Annotated in this window: 16 protein-coding genes; 9 read left to right on the top strand and 7 right to left on the bottom strand. The window is 49.5% G+C overall.

Annotated elements, in window-relative coordinates:
- The first annotated feature begins 173 nt into the window (after positions 1 to 173).
- Both BIZ37_RS24255 and BIZ37_RS24260 read left to right on the top strand, forming a co-directional pair.
- On the top strand, positions 174 to 1,247 hold the full coding sequence (locus BIZ37_RS24255) for a porin (RefSeq protein ID WP_187463698.1): 1,074 nt from the start codon (positions 174 to 176) through the stop codon (positions 1,245 to 1,247).
- Between the two features lie 146 nt (positions 1,248 to 1,393).
- Positions 1,394 to 1,957 (top strand): sugar O-acetyltransferase, encoded by a 564-nt coding sequence (locus BIZ37_RS24260; RefSeq protein ID WP_187463699.1) that lies wholly within the window; start codon positions 1,394 to 1,396, stop codon positions 1,955 to 1,957.
- A 147-nt stretch (positions 1,958 to 2,104) separates the two neighbouring features.
- Here BIZ37_RS24260 and BIZ37_RS24265 read toward each other — a convergent pair whose 3' ends face one another.
- Both BIZ37_RS24265 and BIZ37_RS24270 read right to left on the bottom strand, forming a co-directional pair.
- Positions 2,105 to 3,475 carry an L-serine ammonia-lyase gene (locus tag BIZ37_RS24265; RefSeq protein ID WP_187463700.1) on the bottom strand — a complete coding sequence of 457 codons (1,371 nt, stop codon included), beginning with the start codon at positions 3,473 to 3,475 and terminating at the stop codon, positions 2,105 to 2,107.
- Positions 3,476 to 3,484: 9 nt separating this feature from the next.
- Positions 3,485 to 5,044 (bottom strand): sodium/solute symporter, encoded by a 1,560-nt coding sequence (locus BIZ37_RS24270; protein ID WP_187463701.1) that lies wholly within the window; start codon positions 5,042 to 5,044, stop codon positions 3,485 to 3,487.
- A 353-nt stretch (positions 5,045 to 5,397) separates the two neighbouring features.
- Between BIZ37_RS24270 and BIZ37_RS24275 the strand changes: the two genes are divergently transcribed.
- The 4 genes from BIZ37_RS24275 to BIZ37_RS24290 all read left to right on the top strand — a co-directional run bounded on the left by BIZ37_RS24275 (position 5,398) and on the right by BIZ37_RS24290 (position 10,294).
- A complete protein-coding gene (locus tag BIZ37_RS24275) occupies positions 5,398 to 6,690 on the top strand; it encodes an MFS transporter (protein ID WP_107299439.1) in 1,293 nt (430 codons plus the stop codon).
- Positions 6,691 to 6,784: 94 nt separating this feature from the next.
- Positions 6,785 to 7,801 carry a nuclear transport factor 2 family protein gene (locus BIZ37_RS24280; protein WP_107299440.1) on the top strand — a complete coding sequence of 339 codons (1,017 nt, stop codon included), beginning with the start codon at positions 6,785 to 6,787 and terminating at the stop codon, positions 7,799 to 7,801.
- 165 nt (positions 7,802 to 7,966) lie between these two features.
- Entirely contained in the window at positions 7,967 to 9,043 is a 1,077-nt protein-coding gene (locus BIZ37_RS24285) for a porin (protein WP_187463710.1), read from the top strand.
- Positions 9,044 to 9,283: 240 nt separating this feature from the next.
- Positions 9,284 to 10,294 (top strand): LacI family DNA-binding transcriptional regulator, encoded by a 1,011-nt coding sequence (locus tag BIZ37_RS24290; RefSeq protein WP_187463702.1) that lies wholly within the window; start codon positions 9,284 to 9,286, stop codon positions 10,292 to 10,294.
- A 352-nt stretch (positions 10,295 to 10,646) separates the two neighbouring features.
- Here the strand turns inward: BIZ37_RS24290 and BIZ37_RS24295 are convergent, their stop codons facing one another.
- Positions 10,647 to 11,777 (bottom strand): HlyD family secretion protein, encoded by a 1,131-nt coding sequence (locus BIZ37_RS24295; protein WP_187463703.1) that lies wholly within the window; start codon positions 11,775 to 11,777, stop codon positions 10,647 to 10,649.
- A complete protein-coding gene (locus tag BIZ37_RS24300) occupies positions 11,777 to 12,184 on the bottom strand; it encodes a DUF3302 domain-containing protein (protein WP_187463704.1) in 408 nt (135 codons plus the stop codon). The genes BIZ37_RS24295 and BIZ37_RS24300 overlap by 1 nt, the downstream gene beginning before the upstream one ends.
- Before the next feature lie 273 nt (positions 12,185 to 12,457).
- Between BIZ37_RS24300 and BIZ37_RS24305 the strand changes: the two genes are divergently transcribed.
- A complete protein-coding gene (locus tag BIZ37_RS24305) occupies positions 12,458 to 13,762 on the top strand; it encodes a tetratricopeptide repeat protein (protein ID WP_187463705.1) in 1,305 nt (434 codons plus the stop codon).
- Positions 13,763 to 13,825: 63 nt separating this feature from the next.
- Here the strand turns inward: BIZ37_RS24305 and yieH are convergent, their stop codons facing one another.
- On the bottom strand, positions 13,826 to 14,494 hold the full coding sequence (gene yieH / locus BIZ37_RS24310) for a 6-phosphogluconate phosphatase (protein WP_187463706.1): 669 nt from the start codon (positions 14,492 to 14,494) through the stop codon (positions 13,826 to 13,828).
- 176 nt (positions 14,495 to 14,670) lie between these two features.
- On the bottom strand, positions 14,671 to 15,132 hold the full coding sequence (locus BIZ37_RS24315) for a hypothetical protein (RefSeq protein ID WP_187463707.1): 462 nt from the start codon (positions 15,130 to 15,132) through the stop codon (positions 14,671 to 14,673).
- A 72-nt stretch (positions 15,133 to 15,204) separates the two neighbouring features.
- Between BIZ37_RS24315 and BIZ37_RS24320 the strand changes: the two genes are divergently transcribed.
- Positions 15,205 to 15,867, top strand: a complete 663-nt coding sequence (locus BIZ37_RS24320) for a CatB-related O-acetyltransferase (protein WP_107299447.1) — start codon at positions 15,205 to 15,207, stop codon at positions 15,865 to 15,867.
- A gap of 62 nt (positions 15,868 to 15,929) precedes the next feature.
- Here the strand turns inward: BIZ37_RS24320 and BIZ37_RS24325 are convergent, their stop codons facing one another.
- The gene (locus tag BIZ37_RS24325; RefSeq protein WP_187463708.1) at positions 15,930 to 16,892 is read right to left on the bottom strand and encodes a helix-turn-helix domain-containing protein; all 963 of its coding nucleotides are present in this window, start codon (positions 16,890 to 16,892) and stop codon (positions 15,930 to 15,932) included.
- A gap of 106 nt (positions 16,893 to 16,998) precedes the next feature.
- On the opposite strand from BIZ37_RS24325, the gene BIZ37_RS24330 reads away from it, so the two are divergent.
- A complete protein-coding gene (locus BIZ37_RS24330; protein WP_222939810.1) occupies positions 16,999 to 17,157 on the top strand; it encodes a hypothetical protein in 159 nt (52 codons plus the stop codon).
- Positions 17,158 to 17,291 lie beyond the last annotated feature (134 nt).

The raw sequence follows: 17,291 nt of genomic DNA on the forward strand, positions 1-17,291 counted from the left end.
TATATTCTGTTTAAGTTTATGATTTAAATAAATATATATTCTTACTCTGAACAATTAGATACAAATTTAGCTCATCATTGTACTAGTTTACTATTACATTGTTGCGGGAGGTCTGGTAGTTTGTGCTGGCAATCACGCATTACTGTCACACTATCACTAGAAGTACCTGATAAATGAAGTTGAAAATCTGCTCTGCTGTCATCTCTACACTTTTACTGGCTGGTCAAGCGTCAGCCTTCACCCTTTATGAAGATGAGCAAACCAAGTTTGATATCGGTGGTGTCTTTGTTCTTGATGCCTTCCAGCCTGTGTTCGGCGAAGATGATATTTTCTCTGCCAGCCGTAGTATTTTGAACATGAGCGTTGAGCGTCAAATCCAACCGGGTTTGACCATGGATGCCAAGTTCGAATGGGATCAGTTCTTGAACAGCCCAACTTCTGGCCGTAACAATTTCCGTAACCGTCTAGGTTATGTGTCTATTAACAGTGATGAGCTCGGTAACCTGCGTTTCGGTAAGCAGTGGTCGGCATACCACGATGTTGCCCGCTACATGGATAACCTGATCATTATCGATCCGGATGCGACACCGATTTACTCTGAAGGTACTGACGGTGGTTTCGCAGCAACGGGCCGTGGTGACAACCTGGTGGCATACCGCTACAGCAACAACGGTGTTAACGTATCGGCGCACTACGGCTTTACCAGTGACGGTGAGACTAGCGACGTTAAGCGTGATTACAACTACGCGCTATCGACCAGCTACGACTTTGAATCGGGCCTAAGCCTGGGGGTTGCTTACCTTGAGAATAAGGTAGAAGTTTCAAATACGGCTGAGGTAAATGGTCTTGAAGACGGCGATAAGCAAACGGCACTGACTGTCGGTGGCCAGTATGTTGCTGGTGGCCTGAAGGTCGCAGCGGTTTACACCAAGGGTGAAAACATCCACAAAGCCGGCCTACAAGGTGGTCCTCGCATGGAGTGGGCTGATGCCGATGCGGTAGATGTATATGCGCACTACGCACTTGAATCAGGCTTCCGTCCATACGCTTACGCTTCGTATGTTGATTTCGACGGTGAAGGTGATGTAACCGGTGACCGCCAAGTGTATGCCGTGGGCCTGTCTTACGCTTTCACTCCAGGAGCAACCTTGTCACTGGAAGTTAAGCGTAACGAGCTTAACGAGTTCAGTGGTGAATCTAGCCGTACTGACAACGGCGGTGGCTTCAACTTCGCTTGGGCATTCTAATCCCCGCAAAGACGTTGTTGATCTAACCATCGAAAGGCTGGCATTTTGCCGGCCTTTTTTGTCCCTGTTGTTTGAAGGTTGATGTAACGCAACTCAGGAACTTTGCGGTTTATGGTTAGATACGTGGACTTTATGGGAGAGATTTCATGGCATTATCAGATAGAGAAAAAAGCCTGATCGCAGGTATGTTGTATAACCCGGGGGCTGATGATTTGCCCCAAGACCGCCAAAAGGCCCGCAGCCTGTGCCGCAAAATCAGCAATTGTGATGACAATAAAGAGCGTAATGCCTTGGTTCAGCAATTGTTCGCTAAATCAGACGATTCGACGACCCTCAATGGCAATTTCATGTGTGACTACGGCTATAACATCGAGGTTGGCAAAAGTTTCTACATGAATGCCAATGGGGTGATCCTCGACTGTGGCAAAGTGATTATCGGTGATGAAGTGATGATTGGCCCTAATGTGACCTTGTGCACTGCTGGTCACCCTATAGATGCGGCAACCCGCTATACCTACGAGGAGTTTGCCAAGCCAATTACGGTTGGCAACCAAGTGTGGATTGGTGCCAATGTGCTGGTGCTACCTGGGGTGACGATTGGTGACGGCGCGGTTGTTGGTGGTGGCAGTGTCGTGACCAAGGATGTCCCAGCCCACACCGTAGTGGTGGGTAACCCAGCACGGGTTGTCAAAGAGAATATCAACGATTAAACAGCAGTCGTATTGAATTAGGGCCCACCGCCATGCCGGGGGATTAAAATCATGGCAGGTGAGCACCTGAAATGTGTTCTGGCTAAGCCACCATGGGATTAAAATGGTGGCTTACTTCGCCGGGGTGTTTGTTCACAAGGTGGTTGTTTATTCACAAGGTGGGGCTAAATGAATCATCGCCAAGCCGCCAAGTGATGTCTCGCGGTATTTCTTGTTCATGTCCTTGCCGGTCTGGTACATCGTCTCGATAACCTTATCCAGTGAAATACGCGATTTGCTGTTGCGTTTTAGGGCCATACGCGAGGCATTGATTGCTTTCATTGCACCCATGGCATTGCGTTCGATACAAGGGATCTGAACTAAGCCGCCAATTGGATCACAGGTCATCCCCAGAGAGTGCTCCATCGCAATCTCAGCCGCCATGAAAATTTGCTCGTTGCTACCGCCTCGAAGTGAGGTCAGCCCTGCCGCAGCCATAGAAGACGATACACCGACCTCTCCCTGGCAGCCGACTTCGGCACCTGAAATCGAGGCATTCATTTTGTAAAGCATGCCCACAGCACCAGAAACGGCCAAGAAATCTTTGATCTGTTTCGGGGTGAGTTCACCAATGAACTTGTTGTAGTACATCAGCACGGCAGGGATCACCCCAGCAGCACCGTTGGTCGGTGAGGTGACAACTTGGCCTCCTGCTGCATTCTCTTCACTGACCGCAAAGGCGAAGAGGTTGATCCAGTCCATGACTTCCATTGGGTCATTTTCAATCTGCTTGTTTGACTCCAGCTTCTTCAACAGTGCAGGGGCACGGCGCACTACATGCAGGCCACCATCGAGGACACCCTCAGTTTCAAAGCCGCGGGCCATACAGTTCGACATGACCTCCCAGATTTGGTTTGCCCTGGCATCAAGCTCTTCCTGACTCCGGAAAGCCAGTTCATTACGTAGGAACAGGGCCCCGATACTTAAACCTTCGCGTTCGGTTAGCTTGAGGATGTCCTCGGCGGAATTAAATTCATAAGGGACCGTGACCTCACTGGTGGCCTTGCCATTTTGCAGCTCATCAGCAGTAGCGATGAAGCCGCCGCCGATAGAGTAGTAGGTTTCGATGAACAGCCGTTTGCCATCTTCACCAAAGGCGCTGATGGTCATGCCGTTTTCGTGCAGCGGCAGGTTGTCGCTGTGGAAAAGCATATCAGTATCGGTATCGAAGCCGATCATTTTTTTGCCAGCCAGCAGCAAGGTCTTACTGGCAATCCCTTGTGCCATCGCTTCGTTGGCAGCCTTGATATCAATGGCGTCAGGTTTGTTGTTCATCAAGCCAAGGATTGATGCTCTATCGGTATGGTGACCGACACCGGTCAGCGACAGCGAACCGTACAAATCGACCTGGACACGTACGATATCGTCCAGCATCGCCTCCACTTTCTGGCAGAAGTCGAAACCGGCGATCATCGGGCCGTTAGTGTGGGAGCTTGATGGGCCCACGCCCACCTTGTAGATATCGAAAATAGATAACATGGTCTTTCCTTAAAAAATCACTTCTGCTAATAAGTTTGGCAGAAAGAAACAAGCCAATACGGTCAATGCGGCAAAAACCAGCAGCATGTATTGGCTGGTTGTTGGCGCTGTGTAGAGGCTTTTCTGTTGCTCGAAAAAGGCAAGCTGGCTTGCCGTTGTTTGTCCTTTCACCCGGCTGACAATCAGCCCGGTGGCAATGAATACGACAGTGCCGGCTGGGGCATACCATGGCCAGGCAATCCCTGCTGACTGGCAGACCAGAATGGCTAGGATGCTGGTGATACTGGCGGCGATGATGCCTGCCTCGTTTGAGGAGCGTGAGAAGATCCCCAGCAAGAATGAGCCAAGGCGGATACCGACAAAGATGGATGTCAGGCTGGCAATACTTTTGAGTACGCTTTCATTGGATATTGCCAGCATGGCAGGGATCACCACCAGTACCGCACAGCTCAGGCTTAGTCGGCGGGCAACCTTTTCATAATGGGTATTATCTTGCTCTGGCTTGATAAAGCGCTTGTAGATATCAAAGGTAGCCACGGTCGCCATCGAGTTGTAGGAGGAATCCAGTGTCGACATCGCGGCAGCGGAGAGGGCGGCCATGATCAGCCCGACAATCAATGGGTGGGTATGGTTGAAGACAAAATCGAGAATGACATCGTTGCTGTTTTCAAACGGTTGCCCTTGATAGAACACAAACAGCAGCACACCCATCAAGCTGAAGAACAGGTAGATGAAAAAGGCGCCGTAACCGCACACCAACATCGACTTCTGGGCCGTTTCCACCGAACGGGTTGCCAGCGTGCGCTGGATAATCAACTGGTTGGAGCCGTATACGCTCAAGTGGAGGAAGCTCACGGCGATTAGGCCTGCCATTAGCGTTGTATCATCACCAAAGCTGGTGGATAGGTTTGCCATCGATAGCTTGGTTTCAACCGCTTGCGATAATTCTGGGAGCGCACCCAAATCTGGCAGGTTCATCACCAAAGTCGCAAATACTGCAATACATCCTGCCAGCAGGAAGCCAGACTGCATCACGTCCGTCCAAATAACCGTGGAGATACCGCCAGCATAGGTATAAAGCGCGGTAAACAAGCTGATATAGATGATCGCTTCTTCAACACTGATAGGTAGGATCCGCACCAGTATTAGCGAGACGGCGTACAGGATAATACCGGAGGCAATACACTGAACAACGATAAAAACCAATGAGTTAATGGTTCTAGTGATCACCCCGAAGCGGTGCTCCAGATATTCGTAGATAGATGTCAGCCCCAGCTTGTAAAAGATAGGGATGAAGAACACCACACTGAAGAAAATCACAATGGGGTAATTGAGGTGGATAGCAATAGCCTGCATGCCATCACTGTATACCCAACCTGGCATACCGACGAAGGTCATGGCACTGATATAGGTCGCCAAGATGGAAATTCCTACCGTCAGCCAGCCAAATTGCTTTCCACCGGTAGAAAAATCTCCGCGATTAGATGATCTTTTGTTCACTAAGTAACTGATAAAAATGGTAAATGCCAGATAAACCAACACTACCAAAATGCTTGAATACGCAACCATAATGGGTTTGCCTTGTTGTTTCTATGGGCGCTGCCCGAATAATTATCGTTGTGAATAGTACATAAAACCGCCTCAAATTGGGAATTGCTTGGTGGATTTGCGTGATCAGGATCAATCTTGACGGCTTTTTGGTCTTTGTTGGCTAAAATGCAGACAGCATGTGATCAAGATCTCATGAAAATCATTTTTGGGTGCGCATTCATGCAAAATTGATTTGTGTCACGGTTTTTACCCTCTCGAACTGTGTAATATCTGCCACCAGAAAGCGGAGGGGGCAAAACCTCCCTACACGGTTTCGGTCACCCAAGTTATTAACACGGGTGATACAAATAAATTTAGAGGATTATTCGCTCATGACAACCAAGAAACACATGAACGAAGTTCCAATGGTGCAACGCGCAGCTGCCTACCTGGCGATTTTGGTCGGTTACGTGTTCTACTGTTACAACTTCGTAGTAATTGATTACGTCCGTCCCTACATTGTCGATGCTTATGACAGCATCACCCTTGCCCACACTGCCCAGTTCTATACATGGCAGTCTCTAGGTGCCCTGATCGGTGCATTGAGCTGTGCATGGTTTGCCAGCCGCTTCGGTAAGAAAAACGTATTGATCACCATTACCGCCATCAACGGTGCTGCGACAATTCTTAACATGACTTTTACCAGCTATGAAGGCTGGGCAGCAATGCGTTTTATCGTTGGTATTGCCCTAGGCGGTTACTTTACGGTTGCGGTCTCATTGATGATCGGCCTGTTTACCGACTCTGTACGCGGTAAATTGACGGCATTTGCGTCATCTATGTTCTCTGTGGCTGTCATGGCGATGGGTGCGTATGCAGCTTATCTATCTAGCATCAACGCAGCATGGGAAAACATGATGCTAGTAGGTGGTATCCCGCCGCTAGTGGCTGCGGTAGCAATGATTTTCATCCTGCCAAGCGACAAGAAAGTAATTGCGTTTGGTGAGGAAGTCGCAACTGACGACAGTGGTAAAGAAGTTGAAGCCAAGAAGGGTTCTTGGGGCGAGATGTTCCGCGGCCGCAACCTGCGCATCACGCTGACGTGTCTACTACTGTCTGGCCTTAACTTCTACGGCTTCCAGTTCTTCAACGGTTTCGTAACGACGTACCTGAAAGAAGTACGTATGTTCGATGGCCAAACAATGGGCATCATCTTCTCAATCTCTGCTTTCGGTAGCCTACTGGGTGCATGGGTATGGGGTGCGATTGCTGATAAGTGGGGCCGTAAGGTTAACGCATTCGGTTTCATCTTGGCCGGTATCATGGCGTCTATCTTCTTCGTAGCGCCGTCTGATGTGAGCTTCATGGGTCTTAACCTGCTGGCAATCCTTGGCCTGATTTACAACTTTGGCCTGGCATCAAGTGCGGTATGGGGTGGTTACTTCTCTGAGCTATTCCCTGCACACCTACGCAGTTTCGGTGCAGCACTGTTCCACGGTGGCCGTCTAATCGGTATGTGGGCGCCAATGGTACTGGTATTTATCCAAGAGCGTTCAGACCTGCAAACCGCAATGTGGGGCTCGCCGATTGTTTGGGTACTGGCCGGCCTACTATGGTTGTCGCTACCTGAAACGCTGAAAAAAGGCATCTTCTCTAAGAAAGAGAAAGCAGCAGCGACCGCTTAATTGAATACATGGGCTCAGCGCCGCTGGGCCCGACAGTGAACAACAGAATTCTGGCTAGCTAATTAGCCACTGAGTAAAAATAGGAATTTGCAAAATGAGCAAGTATCAAGAAGCTAAGCGCATCGTACGTGAATATTTCGATGCAATGGAAAAAGCAACTCACGAGAACGTTGCTGAAGTACTAAAAGCACACACTTCTGAAGATTACCTATGGCGCGGTGTTTACCCGTTCCGTGAGCAAGAAGGCGCACAAGCAGCTGCTGACGTATTCTGGGCTCCACTAATGAAGTCAATGACTCGCATGCAGCGACGTCAAGACATCTTCATCGGCGGTGAGAACGAAGTGACTCCAGGTGAAACTTGGGTAATGAGCATGGGTCACTTCCTAGGCCTATTCGACGCTGAATACCTAGGCATGCGCCCAACCGGCAAGATCATGAACATCCGTTACGCAGAATTCAACTGTGTTGAAAACGGTAAGATCACTAAAACTGGCCTATTCCTAGATCTACTAGGCATGATGGACCAAGCGGGTTGCTACCCACTACCACCATCGACTGGTAAGCACTTTGTATACCCTGGCCCACGTAACCACGACGGTCTACTATTCGAAGACGCTGCACCGGAAGAAGGCCAGGCGACTCTAGATCTAGTTAACAAGATGGTTGCTGACCTATCTGCACTGAACGACAGCGGCGCAATGGGTTGCCCACCAGAAGTACTAGCTAAGAGCTGGTCTGAAGACATGCTATGGTACGGCCCATGTGGTATCGGTGCATCTTACACTATCCCACGTTACCAGCAGCAGCACCAGTTACCGTTCCGTAACAACCTGAAAGACAAGAAGTTCAACGGTCACGTATGTCGTTTTGCTGAAGGTAGCTTCTCTTGTTTCTTCGGCTGGCCAAACCTATCTAACACGCCAATCGGTGGTTTCCTAGGTATGCCTGGCGGTGAAATCCGTGCTGACATGCAAGTAGTTGACGTTTACTACCGTGACGGTGACAAACTGTCTGAAAACTGGGTTCTTATCGACCTACCATACTGGCTGAAGCAGCAGGGCCTGGACGTATTTGAGCGTACTCAAGCGATCCTAAACCCAGCGCTTTAATTAGCCAAAGCTCCACCATTTCCTCTTGTGAAAGATAGCACGCCTGTGCGACCTCGGGCGTCCCTACTGGGGCGCCCTTTTTACGACTAATAAAACAATATTTATCAATTTGTCGGGATGTCAGCCTGAGGGTGGCTGGCGCCTGATTTTGAGACAAGTAGTATGATGAATAAGACAAAACTATCTCTGATTGTAATGGCTGCTCTGGCTTCTGGCTCTGCAGTGGCTGCCCACACTTTTGTTAACGATAACGGCGACAGCCTGACTATCGATGGCCGTTTTGAAGCACGCTACCAAGACAACGGTGGTGACTCTGAGCCGGTATGGAACAGTGGCAGTTCGCGTTTCGGCCTGAAAGGCGTTAAGCAACTAGACAATGGCTGGGAAGGTTTCGGCCATGCAGAGTGGGGTTACAACTCTGGCTCTAACGGCAGCGATATTTACGACCGTCTTCTATATGCCGGTGTTGAACACGATAAATACGGTAAGATTGCTGCCGGTACCAAGCAGTGGTCTACCTTCTACGACGTGGCATGGTTTACCGATATGGGCCGTACTTACGGTACCCGTGGTTCAAACGTATACAACCTTGCCGACTGGGGTATCAGCAGTGGTACTGGCCGTGCGGCCAACTCGCTGACATACCGTAATAACCTAGGCGATCTAAAATACGGCTTTACCTACCAGACGACACGTACCGATGTGGCACTGGCTGGTGAGTCAAAGGCGACTCTGAAAAACGGTATCGGTGCATCGGTACTTTACCCTGTTGCCGCAGGCTTAACTGTTGGTGCTGCTTACCACCAGAATGAAATTACGGATGTTGAAGGTGATGCAGCCTCTAGCATCAAAGATGGTGATACCGCCCGTATCGGCCTTGTTGGCCTAAACTACAGCACAGCAAACTACTTCCTTGGTATGACATTCCATGCTGCTGATAGCTGGGAAGTTGCTGGCAATGAAGAATTCTTCGATTCCCGAGGTGGTGAACTATATACCCATTACCACTTCGATAACGGTTTCCGTGCGACGTTCAACGCCAATTATATGACCGAGACTGATGGTCGTGCCAAAGGTTATGAGCGCAAGACGTTTACCCCGGGTGTGGAATACCACTTCACCAAGAATACCTTCCTGCTTTGGGCTGAATACCAGTTCGACGAGGGTAAAGATAAATGGAACGGCAGCGAGTTTGTTAACTCTGACGACAAATTCTCTGCGGGTATCCGTTACTACTTCTAATTGGCGACCCACCAAGCAGAAGATATCCGCCAAGCGGAGTTGAAATAGGAACCTACCGATCAAACCGCCACCAGTCCGGACGCTGGTGGCGGTTTTTTTATAAGTGGCTTTTTTGTAAGTGCTATCGCAGTATAGCGTGCTGGGGCATTATTGTTTTTCCTCGCGGTTTATAAAATTTGCATGCGCATTCAAAGGGTTGTTTGATATAATTAGCACAGTAATTTCAAATGAATTCCCAATATGTCTGTTAAAAAACAACCAGTTACCGCGAGTGATGTAGCAAAGCTTGCTGGCGTTTCCCAATCAACTGTGTCCCGAGTATTCATTGATGGGAGTTCTGTTTCTGCGGCTGCCCGAGAAAAGGTGTTTGCCGCTGCCAAAGAGCTGAATTACCGTCCCAATGCCTTTGCCCGCAGCTTGACCACTAATGAGTCCAAGCTGATTGGTTTGGTCTTCCCTGACTCGGATTACCCGATCCACATGGAAACCCTGCAGTTGCTCAGTAAAGAGCTGCAGAAGAATGGCTATTCAGCCGTGCTTATCCCCTGGGAGCTCGATGCCCAGCAGCAGCACTCGATCCCGAATATTTTCCAGTACCGCGTTGATGGTGTGATGGCGGCATCCGCCCAGTTCAATACTGCGCTCTACGAAGAGTGCCGTGATTTCAATATCCCTATCGTCCAGTTTGCCCGCATCGAAGAGGGCACCAAGTGTAGTTCGGCGATCAGCGATAACTACAGCGCCGGTAAAATGGCTGCCCGGGTATTGGTTGAGCGCGGTGCCAAGCAGCCAGCCTACCTAACTGGTGATATCCCTGCCTACACCAATGCCGAACGCCTTGATGGTTTTACCGATGAACTGCAGTCACTGACGGGCCAGACCCCGTGTGATATCCAAACCAGTTATGTCTACGAGCAAGCGCTGGACGGTATTCGTGAGGTCTTGTCGGAAGCGGATCACCCAGATGCGTTTTTCTGCTCGACCGATACTTTAGCTATTGCCCTGATGGATGTGGCGCGCAGTGAATTTGGTTTGTCGATCCCGGAAGATATCCAAGTAATTGGTTTTGATGATATTCCTCAGGCCAACTGGTTGGGTTATCAATTGTCGACCTTCAAGCAGGATTTCAACCGCCTGGCCAAAGAAGCCGTTAAGTTACTGCTAAATCAAGTCCAGTCAGAAGACCGCGCATTGGTTAAACTGATGATCCCGGTAGAGTTGGTAGACCGAGGCACGCTGAAAAAAGCGTAGTTTCTGTGTCGATGAACGGCAGGGGCATGGGTAGAAAAAAAGCCAATTGCGGTTGCAATTGGCTGAACTAAAGTACGCATATATATCAATCAACACGCAGTGTTGATTAGCCGCCAAAATGACCAATCGCAGTAATGACTGGAACAGGAGAGAGATTGACTGCGATTGGCTAAAAGTCAGCAAGCAAATTGGCTTGCAAATGTTCTCATTGGCTAGGTGGCCTTAGAGTCAAGGCCGCCTTCATCTTAGGCCAGGACGTTTTATTAAAATGCACTGACAGTGCATTCCTTATCTTGTACTGCAATCGTCTGATAATCAGTATCTTGTGCTTGTTAGATGAAACCTTCGCAGATTAATGATCAAGGAACAGGTAGTTTTGCCAGCTCTTCATCCGGATCAGCACTTTTCGCATCACCGACACATGCTCGAAACTGTCCGAATAAACGGCGATTTCGACATTGGCCCCTTGCGGTAGGTGGTACTCGCTTAAGTCATCCGTGATTTTTAATTTAACCAAAGGCCGACCTTGGCGCAGTAATAAGTCACTGCCGTACAGCACACCAGCGGCTTGGATTTGGCTCTCACCGATAGCCGGCAACACTTCAACGACCTCACCTTGGAACGTTTTGCCAGGCAGGGCTCGAAAAATAAAATCCGCCTTGAAGCCGGGGCGTAACCTGAGTAAAGAGTTTTGCCTAAATGCGCCAATAAAGAACTGCTCCTCCTGGTGGACGAACGTCATTACCGGTTTGAGCGGCAGCGGCACGGCCATCATTCCTGGGCGTAAGGTGACCTGGGTGACATAGCCGGCGGTAGGGGCATGTACTACGGTTTCCTCGAGATTGAACTGGGCTTGGATTAACTGGGCGCGCACCTTGGCGATAGCAGTATTCTCTCCCATAATTTGTGATTCATAGGCTAACTTTGCCCGCTGCTCTTCGGCACGGGCTGCAGAGAGCGATGCCTCGGCACTGCGATAGAACTGGCGGCGGTTGTCCACTTCCGATTTGGTGAAGGCACCGCGTTTGTAGCCCTTTTCGTAGCGCTGGAACTGGGTAAGGGTCCTGTCCCGCTCGGCAACCGCCCGCTCTGTACTGGCCTTGGCAGCGTGGTAAGCCGCTTCAAGCCCCATTACATTTTGCTTGGCTTCGGCCAGTGCTGCTAATTGTAATTGGACTTCTGCTTCATAAGGGGTCGGGTCGATGCGAAACAGCACATCGCCTTCCTTCACTGGGGTATTGGCCTCAACGGGAACCTCCACCACCTTGCCTCTAACGCCAGTCACAATGGGCGTGGTGATATAAAATTGTCCACCCATGTTGCTGTGCGGGTGGTTATAGTTCATCAACAAAATCAAGGTGCCGATAAGGATAATACCGCCGAGTACCGCCGTTGGGACGGTCCATTTGTTTAGCGGGATGTTGAAGATCTTAAAGACGGCAATACACAGTGCGGCGTAGGTCAGAATGAGTAATAGATCCATTAGTGCTCATCCTCCTGCGGTTTGTTGTCAGGGCTGTTATTTCCCGTAGGGCCGTTGTTGGTTTGTTTGGCTTGTATGACCTCAAGCTCAGCTACTTTCCCTGTCAGGTGTTCGACCTGTTCCGAAAGCTTCAGGATTTCATGGTGTAGTTCATTTTGCTCGTTCTGGATTTTGGTAAAGCCCCAGCCCCTGTCTTCACGCCATAAAGTGGCCCAGATCCAAAGGAAAGGCCATATAGCATGAAGGGTGAACAGGCTAACCCAGCCGGCATAGTGAATGGCATCCTGATGTGGGTGGTTACGCTTTTTGGAGATTTCGTAGGGGATATCGTGGATGGCGATAATCCCGTAGAACAGGAAGATCGCGACAAAGCACAATACGCCCAAGGCAAAATAGTCGAGAAACATCCTTGCTCCTTGTCTGTGATGATCACATTCAAATTTAGCACTGATTTACTTTTATGCTTGTTTTTATTGGTTTTATTTCGATTGGCCTTAGCAATTTAAATACTGGGTAATGATAACTAGTTGGGGAATTAGTTCTCCAGTTTTTGACATATTGGCCGATATAGAGAGTCAGCGAGAGAAATACCACCGCTTTTGCAAAAAGAGCGCACTCTCACCGAATGCCGCAGCGGTGTTGGGTAACATGGAACAACGAATACAGAGTATAGAGGGGATATGCCTTATCTAATGGTTATTACTGGCCTGTCAGCGGGCCTACTGGCGTGGATCCTGTATCGCGTGTTTACTTCTCAGGGTAAGCACCAAAGGTCGTTAGAAGAGAAACGACAGAAAGAAGCCCGGTACCAGCAGGTATTGGAAAAAGCCAAGATAGCCGAGCGCGAAGAAAAAATCTTCAAAGCTCAGACAGGGCATGTTTCCAGCCAGTTATCCCTCGCCAAAGAATATGAGCTCACCAATGTTCGTGAGGCGATTAATTGGTATGAGAAAGCCGCTAATCTCGACAATATTATTGCTCAGAACGCCTTGGCCCGTTTGTGCCGGGCCGACATTGACGATCCGGATGGGGAAGCCAAATCACAATACTGGGAGCAGGTGGTCAAAGCCAAGCGCGGCGAGGCTGGAGAGTTATTTGAGCTTGGCCAATTGCAGATCCGTGGGCAGGGAACCGAAATTGACGTCGAGGCCGGGTTGAAAAATATCTTGCAAGCGGCTGATAAAGAATTGTTGGATGCCATGTTGTTCCTTGGCGATTGGTATCTTTCGGAGTTTTCTCAGCCCCATGAGCCATTGGATGCCTTCTTATGGCGTTTCCGTGCCGCTAGGCAAGGGGATATCAATGGCTTCATGAAGACGGCATTTTGTTATCAGGCCGGGATTGGGGTGAGCAAAGACAGTAGTCGTGCCCTTTACTGGCTAGAGCGTGCTGCCGAACGGGACGAAGGTGAAGCCCAGATGCTGGTGGCTAAAATGCACAATCGGGGTACGATGTCCGATGCTGCAATCGCTTATATTTGGTACTCCTTGGCGTATGTAAATGGTTACAAACAAGCGAAGGAAGCACGGGACGAAATGGTTCAGCAGTTTGATATTGATACGATTCTCGGAGTACAGAATGTAGCGAATAGGGTTTACAAGATGCTCAAGCAAGAGGGGCTGGAAGCCCACTCAGTGATCAACCTGCTTGATAAGTTGTACGGACGTAAAGGCTACCGGCCAACAGATGAGATGCTTGACACTTTGGCGCTGGGCGAACTGGAAACGGAAATGGCAACAATGCAGCCAGTGGCAACGGGAGGAGGTGGTAGGGAAGCTTCATCAGGACTGACTTTGCCCGAACCCAATGCAGCAGAAATTGCTCCTTCAACGGCCGAGCTGAATATGGACTCCGCAGTGGAGTTTGGTGCTGATAGCCATCAAGGTCACTCAGCGATGTCGGATTACCAGCAGCCTTGGCAGACATCATGGGATAGTTTGCTGGCCGATGGTGAAAGCAAGTCAAAGCGTGAAGATAACGGTTAACAGAGTTGTTTGACTGAATGGATAAAGGCCCAACGTTGTGAAGCCAACGTTGGGCCTTTCTTGTTATTGGGCTCGGATATAGTCCAGCAACTGCGGCATTTCGGTCAAGGTGATCACCCTCGGGTCATTGATTTCCGGTGCATGGGGTGCTGCGTAGTGGAAGGTCGGGATCCCGGCATTTAGCCCAGCCTGGACACCGCGAGAAGTATCATCGACAAACACGCAGTCTTGCAGTCGGTAGCCCATATTCATGGCGGCAAAGTGCAGCAAGTCTGGGTCTGGCTTCCAACTACTGGCTTCGAAGCCGCTGAACAGTTTGCCTTCGAAAAAGTGCAGCATATTGGTCAGGCCTAGGGTGTGCTCCATCTTGTGGACCGGGCCGTTGGACGCGATGCACATATCGATCCCGAGCTGGGTCAATTCCTCGAGTAAGTCCGGCACTCCGTCAATGGGTTTGAGGTGCTCGTTGAAGAGCTTGCGGCATTCTTCGCGGTACATGGGTTCGAGGGTGTCGATAGACACGGTTACCCCTGTTCGGCGCCGGGTTTCGGCGAGGATGTCGACAATCTTTCCGCCTTGGAAGTGCTCAATACACTCGTCGAGGCTCAGCTTTCCGCCAAGACGGGAAAAAATGTTCACTAATGCTTGGTTGCACAGCCGCTCGCTGTCTACCAAGGTTCCGTCACAGTCAAATATGACGCAGCGGGTTTGATAGGGCTGATCCTTACTCATATTCTTATCCTGTATATTTCGCTGCTTTGATTGTTAATCCAGCCCTGCGATTTCGACAATACAGAGTTTGGCGTTTTGCTAGCTACATCGCCTACCGCCTATAAAATGACAAGAATTATTTGAATCAGCGCGCATTAAGCGGGCTACCGGCAGCCTTATGGTGTGCCGGTCTATTGTCATGAACTGTGCTTATCGATGAAGGCTTCAAGTATGGTTACCCCTGAGCCAACATCATTTTGCTCCGCATGCAAAAAGGCCCAGATCACATCCTCGTGCTCAGCGACTAACTGATATAGGCCATGGTGGTTGGTGGCGTTAGCGGCCTGTTGACGGTAGCGAAGGGTATAAGGCTCAACCCAGTTAGCCAGGGTATCGACCAAGCTGTTCCATTCAAGATTGAGCCAGTTTTCGGCGTCACGTTGGCCTTTAATTTCCATTTCACTATCGTGGTCTGGGCAGGCGATATTGATAGCGTTTAATCCTGCTTTCAGTTTAATTGCAGTGATTTGCTCCACTTTTATCAAAAGTTGCCATTTATGGATGTGGTTATCGTCACTATACTTGTTGGCAAAAGTAGTAAAAAACGCAATGCCGTAAAGTTCACCGAAATAGGCAGAAAGCAACAGATCTGTTTGCATGGGCGGGGCCTGTGTTGATGGTTTGGTTGAATATGCCGGGTGAGGCAGTGGTGGCAATTATAAGGGGTGGCTATGACTTCATCCATTTTTCCTTCATGGCTTGGCGGCTATGAAGTTAGGGAACATGTGAAGAACCCGAATATCTCGGTCGGGGAGCACACGTATTATTCCGGTTATTACCATGATAAGCATTTCGAGGATCACTGTGTCCGTTATCTGCTGGGGGATCACTCTAGCCGGGCGGTATGGGAGTCGGGGATCTTCGGCGAAGTTGACCAGCTGATCATTGGCAAGTACTGCTCGATTGCATCAGGAGCCACATTCATGCTGGCGGGCAATCAGGGCCACCGCCATGATTGGATTTCCTCGTTTCCATTCGATGTGGGCAAATTCGGTGATAAAGTGAAATCCGGCTTCGAACGGGCAGGCGATACCGTAATTGGCAATGATGTCTGGATCGGCAGCGAATGTGTCATTATGCCAGGGGTGACCATAGGTGATGGTGCGGTCATTGGCGCCCGGACAGTCGTGACCAAAGATGTTGCTCCCTATGCGGTGATCGTAGGTAACCCGGGTCAGGAGATCAAAAAGCGGTTCAGTGACGAGCACATTGCCAAGTTGCTGGAGATGAAATGGTGGGACTGGTCAATCAAACAACTGCAGGAAAATATGGACGTCATGTGCAGTAATGATATAGATGCCCTGTACGAGCGCTATAAAGGTTTCGATTTATAACCTCAAAATTAACCCTATAAGAAAACGGTCAGCTTGCTGGCCGTTTTTTGTTTAAGCTCGGCTCACAAAAAATGCGTGGGGCTATGGCCGGTCCAGCCCTTGAATGCCCGGGAAAAACTGCTGAGATCGGCAAACCCGAGCCGGAAGGCGATATCGGTCAGGTTGATATTGGGCTGACTGATCAGCAGCAGCGCTTTTTCCAGCTTGTATTGTTCCAAGACCTGGCGGTAACTGGAGCCTAAAAAAGCGAGCCGGCGGTTGAGTGTCCTGACACTCATCAGCATCTCTGCCGCAATTTTCTCCCGTGAGATGCCCTTCAGGTTGGGCTCGTTATCAAGCAGCTTGTAGATAAGTAGAATGATATCGTGACTTTCCAATTGGCTAACTGCTTGGCGCAAGGGCGGGATTGTGACGGAATAGATATTAGGATCACGGCCTTTTAATCGGATTTCTCTGGCATTGCTGGGGAAGCAGATTTTTAAAATCGGCGAGCCCGTTTTGATTTGGCATCCCATCAACTGCTCGAACTGTGGCTGTAGTGGCTGGGGAAATGGCCAGCGGGTAATCTTTAGGGTTAATTTATCTACCCCACCTGTCGCTTGCTGGATCATCTCGATTAAGGTGGCGACATACATCATGAACCCACGATCGGATACTTTTGACTTGTCATTGAAGGGGTCATGGTTGATCACCCACAGTTCGCTGTTGCCTTTGGGTGTGATGTGGTGCTTGAGCCGGATAGGTGAGCCTATCAAAATGCAGTACTGGCAGGCATCTTGGATGAAGGTATTGAGATCATTGCCGGTCCACAGTGCCAGTGAGTAGCAACTAAAGGTGAGCGGTGAGACATGCTTGGCGGCAAATGCCGGAAAAAGTGGCTCCCCACTGTCTTGGCACAACTGGTTAAACCGAGTGCTGAATGCGCGCAGGTCGGCAGGGCGTATCCGGATCCTTTCACTTGATGTTTCATCGGGAAAGTAATCGTTGGGCTCTAGGCCGAACTGAAGGGCGGCCTGCTGGAGCATTTCCCGCCATCCTTTGTGGAGCGACATGGAAGCACAGGGGACTTGTGGCATCGAGGCTTGATAGGTTATGTGTCTTAATGAGTATCGTATTGATTTTGCAGAATGAATGCATTTGTACATTCAACAAAATGTGACTTGGTTGGAGCTTGACACCGGTGTGTTAAGTGTTCGTTCAGCGAATGCCGCCCTTGATTCGATAGACTGGTGCGGCCTTGAGCAGGAGCTGCCCCCTTTGTTAGGTATCACCTTACCAAACTTGAAATAAAATTCTGCTAATCAGCGAGTTACGTTTGATTTTCAAGCCTCAAAATGAAAACTGGTATGCCATCTTGCGCATATGTGTTTTTCTTCCCCTTTTTGCGCCTGCTTTTTTCTATAATTTGTTTAATGCAATAAACA

It is taken from the genome of Photobacterium sp. BZF1 (assembly GCF_014349205.1).
In the GTDB taxonomy this organism is placed as follows: domain Bacteria; phylum Pseudomonadota; class Gammaproteobacteria; order Enterobacterales; family Vibrionaceae; genus Photobacterium.

Bases quoted from the DNA above. Each gene is read 5' to 3' on its own strand.
- BIZ37_RS24285 (WP_187463710.1), top strand. From the start codon at position 7,967: ATGAATAAGACAAAACTATCTCTGATTGTAATGGCTGCTCTGGCTTCT.
- BIZ37_RS24320 (WP_107299447.1), top strand. From the start codon at position 15,205: ATGACTTCATCCATTTTTCCTTCATGGCTTGGCGGCTATGAAGTTAGG.
- BIZ37_RS24260 (WP_187463699.1), top strand. From the start codon at position 1,394: ATGGCATTATCAGATAGAGAAAAAAGCCTGATCGCAGGTATGTTGTAT.
- BIZ37_RS24295 (WP_187463703.1), bottom strand. From the start codon at position 11,777: ATGGATCTATTACTCATTCTGACCTACGCCGCACTGTGTATTGCCGTC.
- BIZ37_RS24315 (WP_187463707.1), bottom strand. From the start codon at position 15,132: ATGCAAACAGATCTGTTGCTTTCTGCCTATTTCGGTGAACTTTACGGC.
- yieH (WP_187463706.1), bottom strand. From the start codon at position 14,494: ATGAGTAAGGATCAGCCCTATCAAACCCGCTGCGTCATATTTGACTGT.
- BIZ37_RS24255 (WP_187463698.1), top strand. From the start codon at position 174: ATGAAGTTGAAAATCTGCTCTGCTGTCATCTCTACACTTTTACTGGCT.
- BIZ37_RS24290 (WP_187463702.1), top strand. From the start codon at position 9,284: ATGTCTGTTAAAAAACAACCAGTTACCGCGAGTGATGTAGCAAAGCTT.
- BIZ37_RS24270 (WP_187463701.1), bottom strand. From the start codon at position 5,044: ATGGTTGCGTATTCAAGCATTTTGGTAGTGTTGGTTTATCTGGCATTT.
- BIZ37_RS24330 (WP_222939810.1), top strand. From the start codon at position 16,999: ATGCATTTGTACATTCAACAAAATGTGACTTGGTTGGAGCTTGACACC.
- BIZ37_RS24265 (WP_187463700.1), bottom strand. From the start codon at position 3,475: ATGTTATCTATTTTCGATATCTACAAGGTGGGCGTGGGCCCATCAAGC.
- BIZ37_RS24280 (WP_107299440.1), top strand. From the start codon at position 6,785: ATGAGCAAGTATCAAGAAGCTAAGCGCATCGTACGTGAATATTTCGAT.
- BIZ37_RS24300 (WP_187463704.1), bottom strand. From the start codon at position 12,184: ATGTTTCTCGACTATTTTGCCTTGGGCGTATTGTGCTTTGTCGCGATC.
- BIZ37_RS24275 (WP_107299439.1), top strand. From the start codon at position 5,398: ATGACAACCAAGAAACACATGAACGAAGTTCCAATGGTGCAACGCGCA.
- BIZ37_RS24325 (WP_187463708.1), bottom strand. From the start codon at position 16,892: ATGCTCCAGCAGGCCGCCCTTCAGTTCGGCCTAGAGCCCAACGATTAC.
- BIZ37_RS24305 (WP_187463705.1), top strand. From the start codon at position 12,458: ATGCCTTATCTAATGGTTATTACTGGCCTGTCAGCGGGCCTACTGGCG.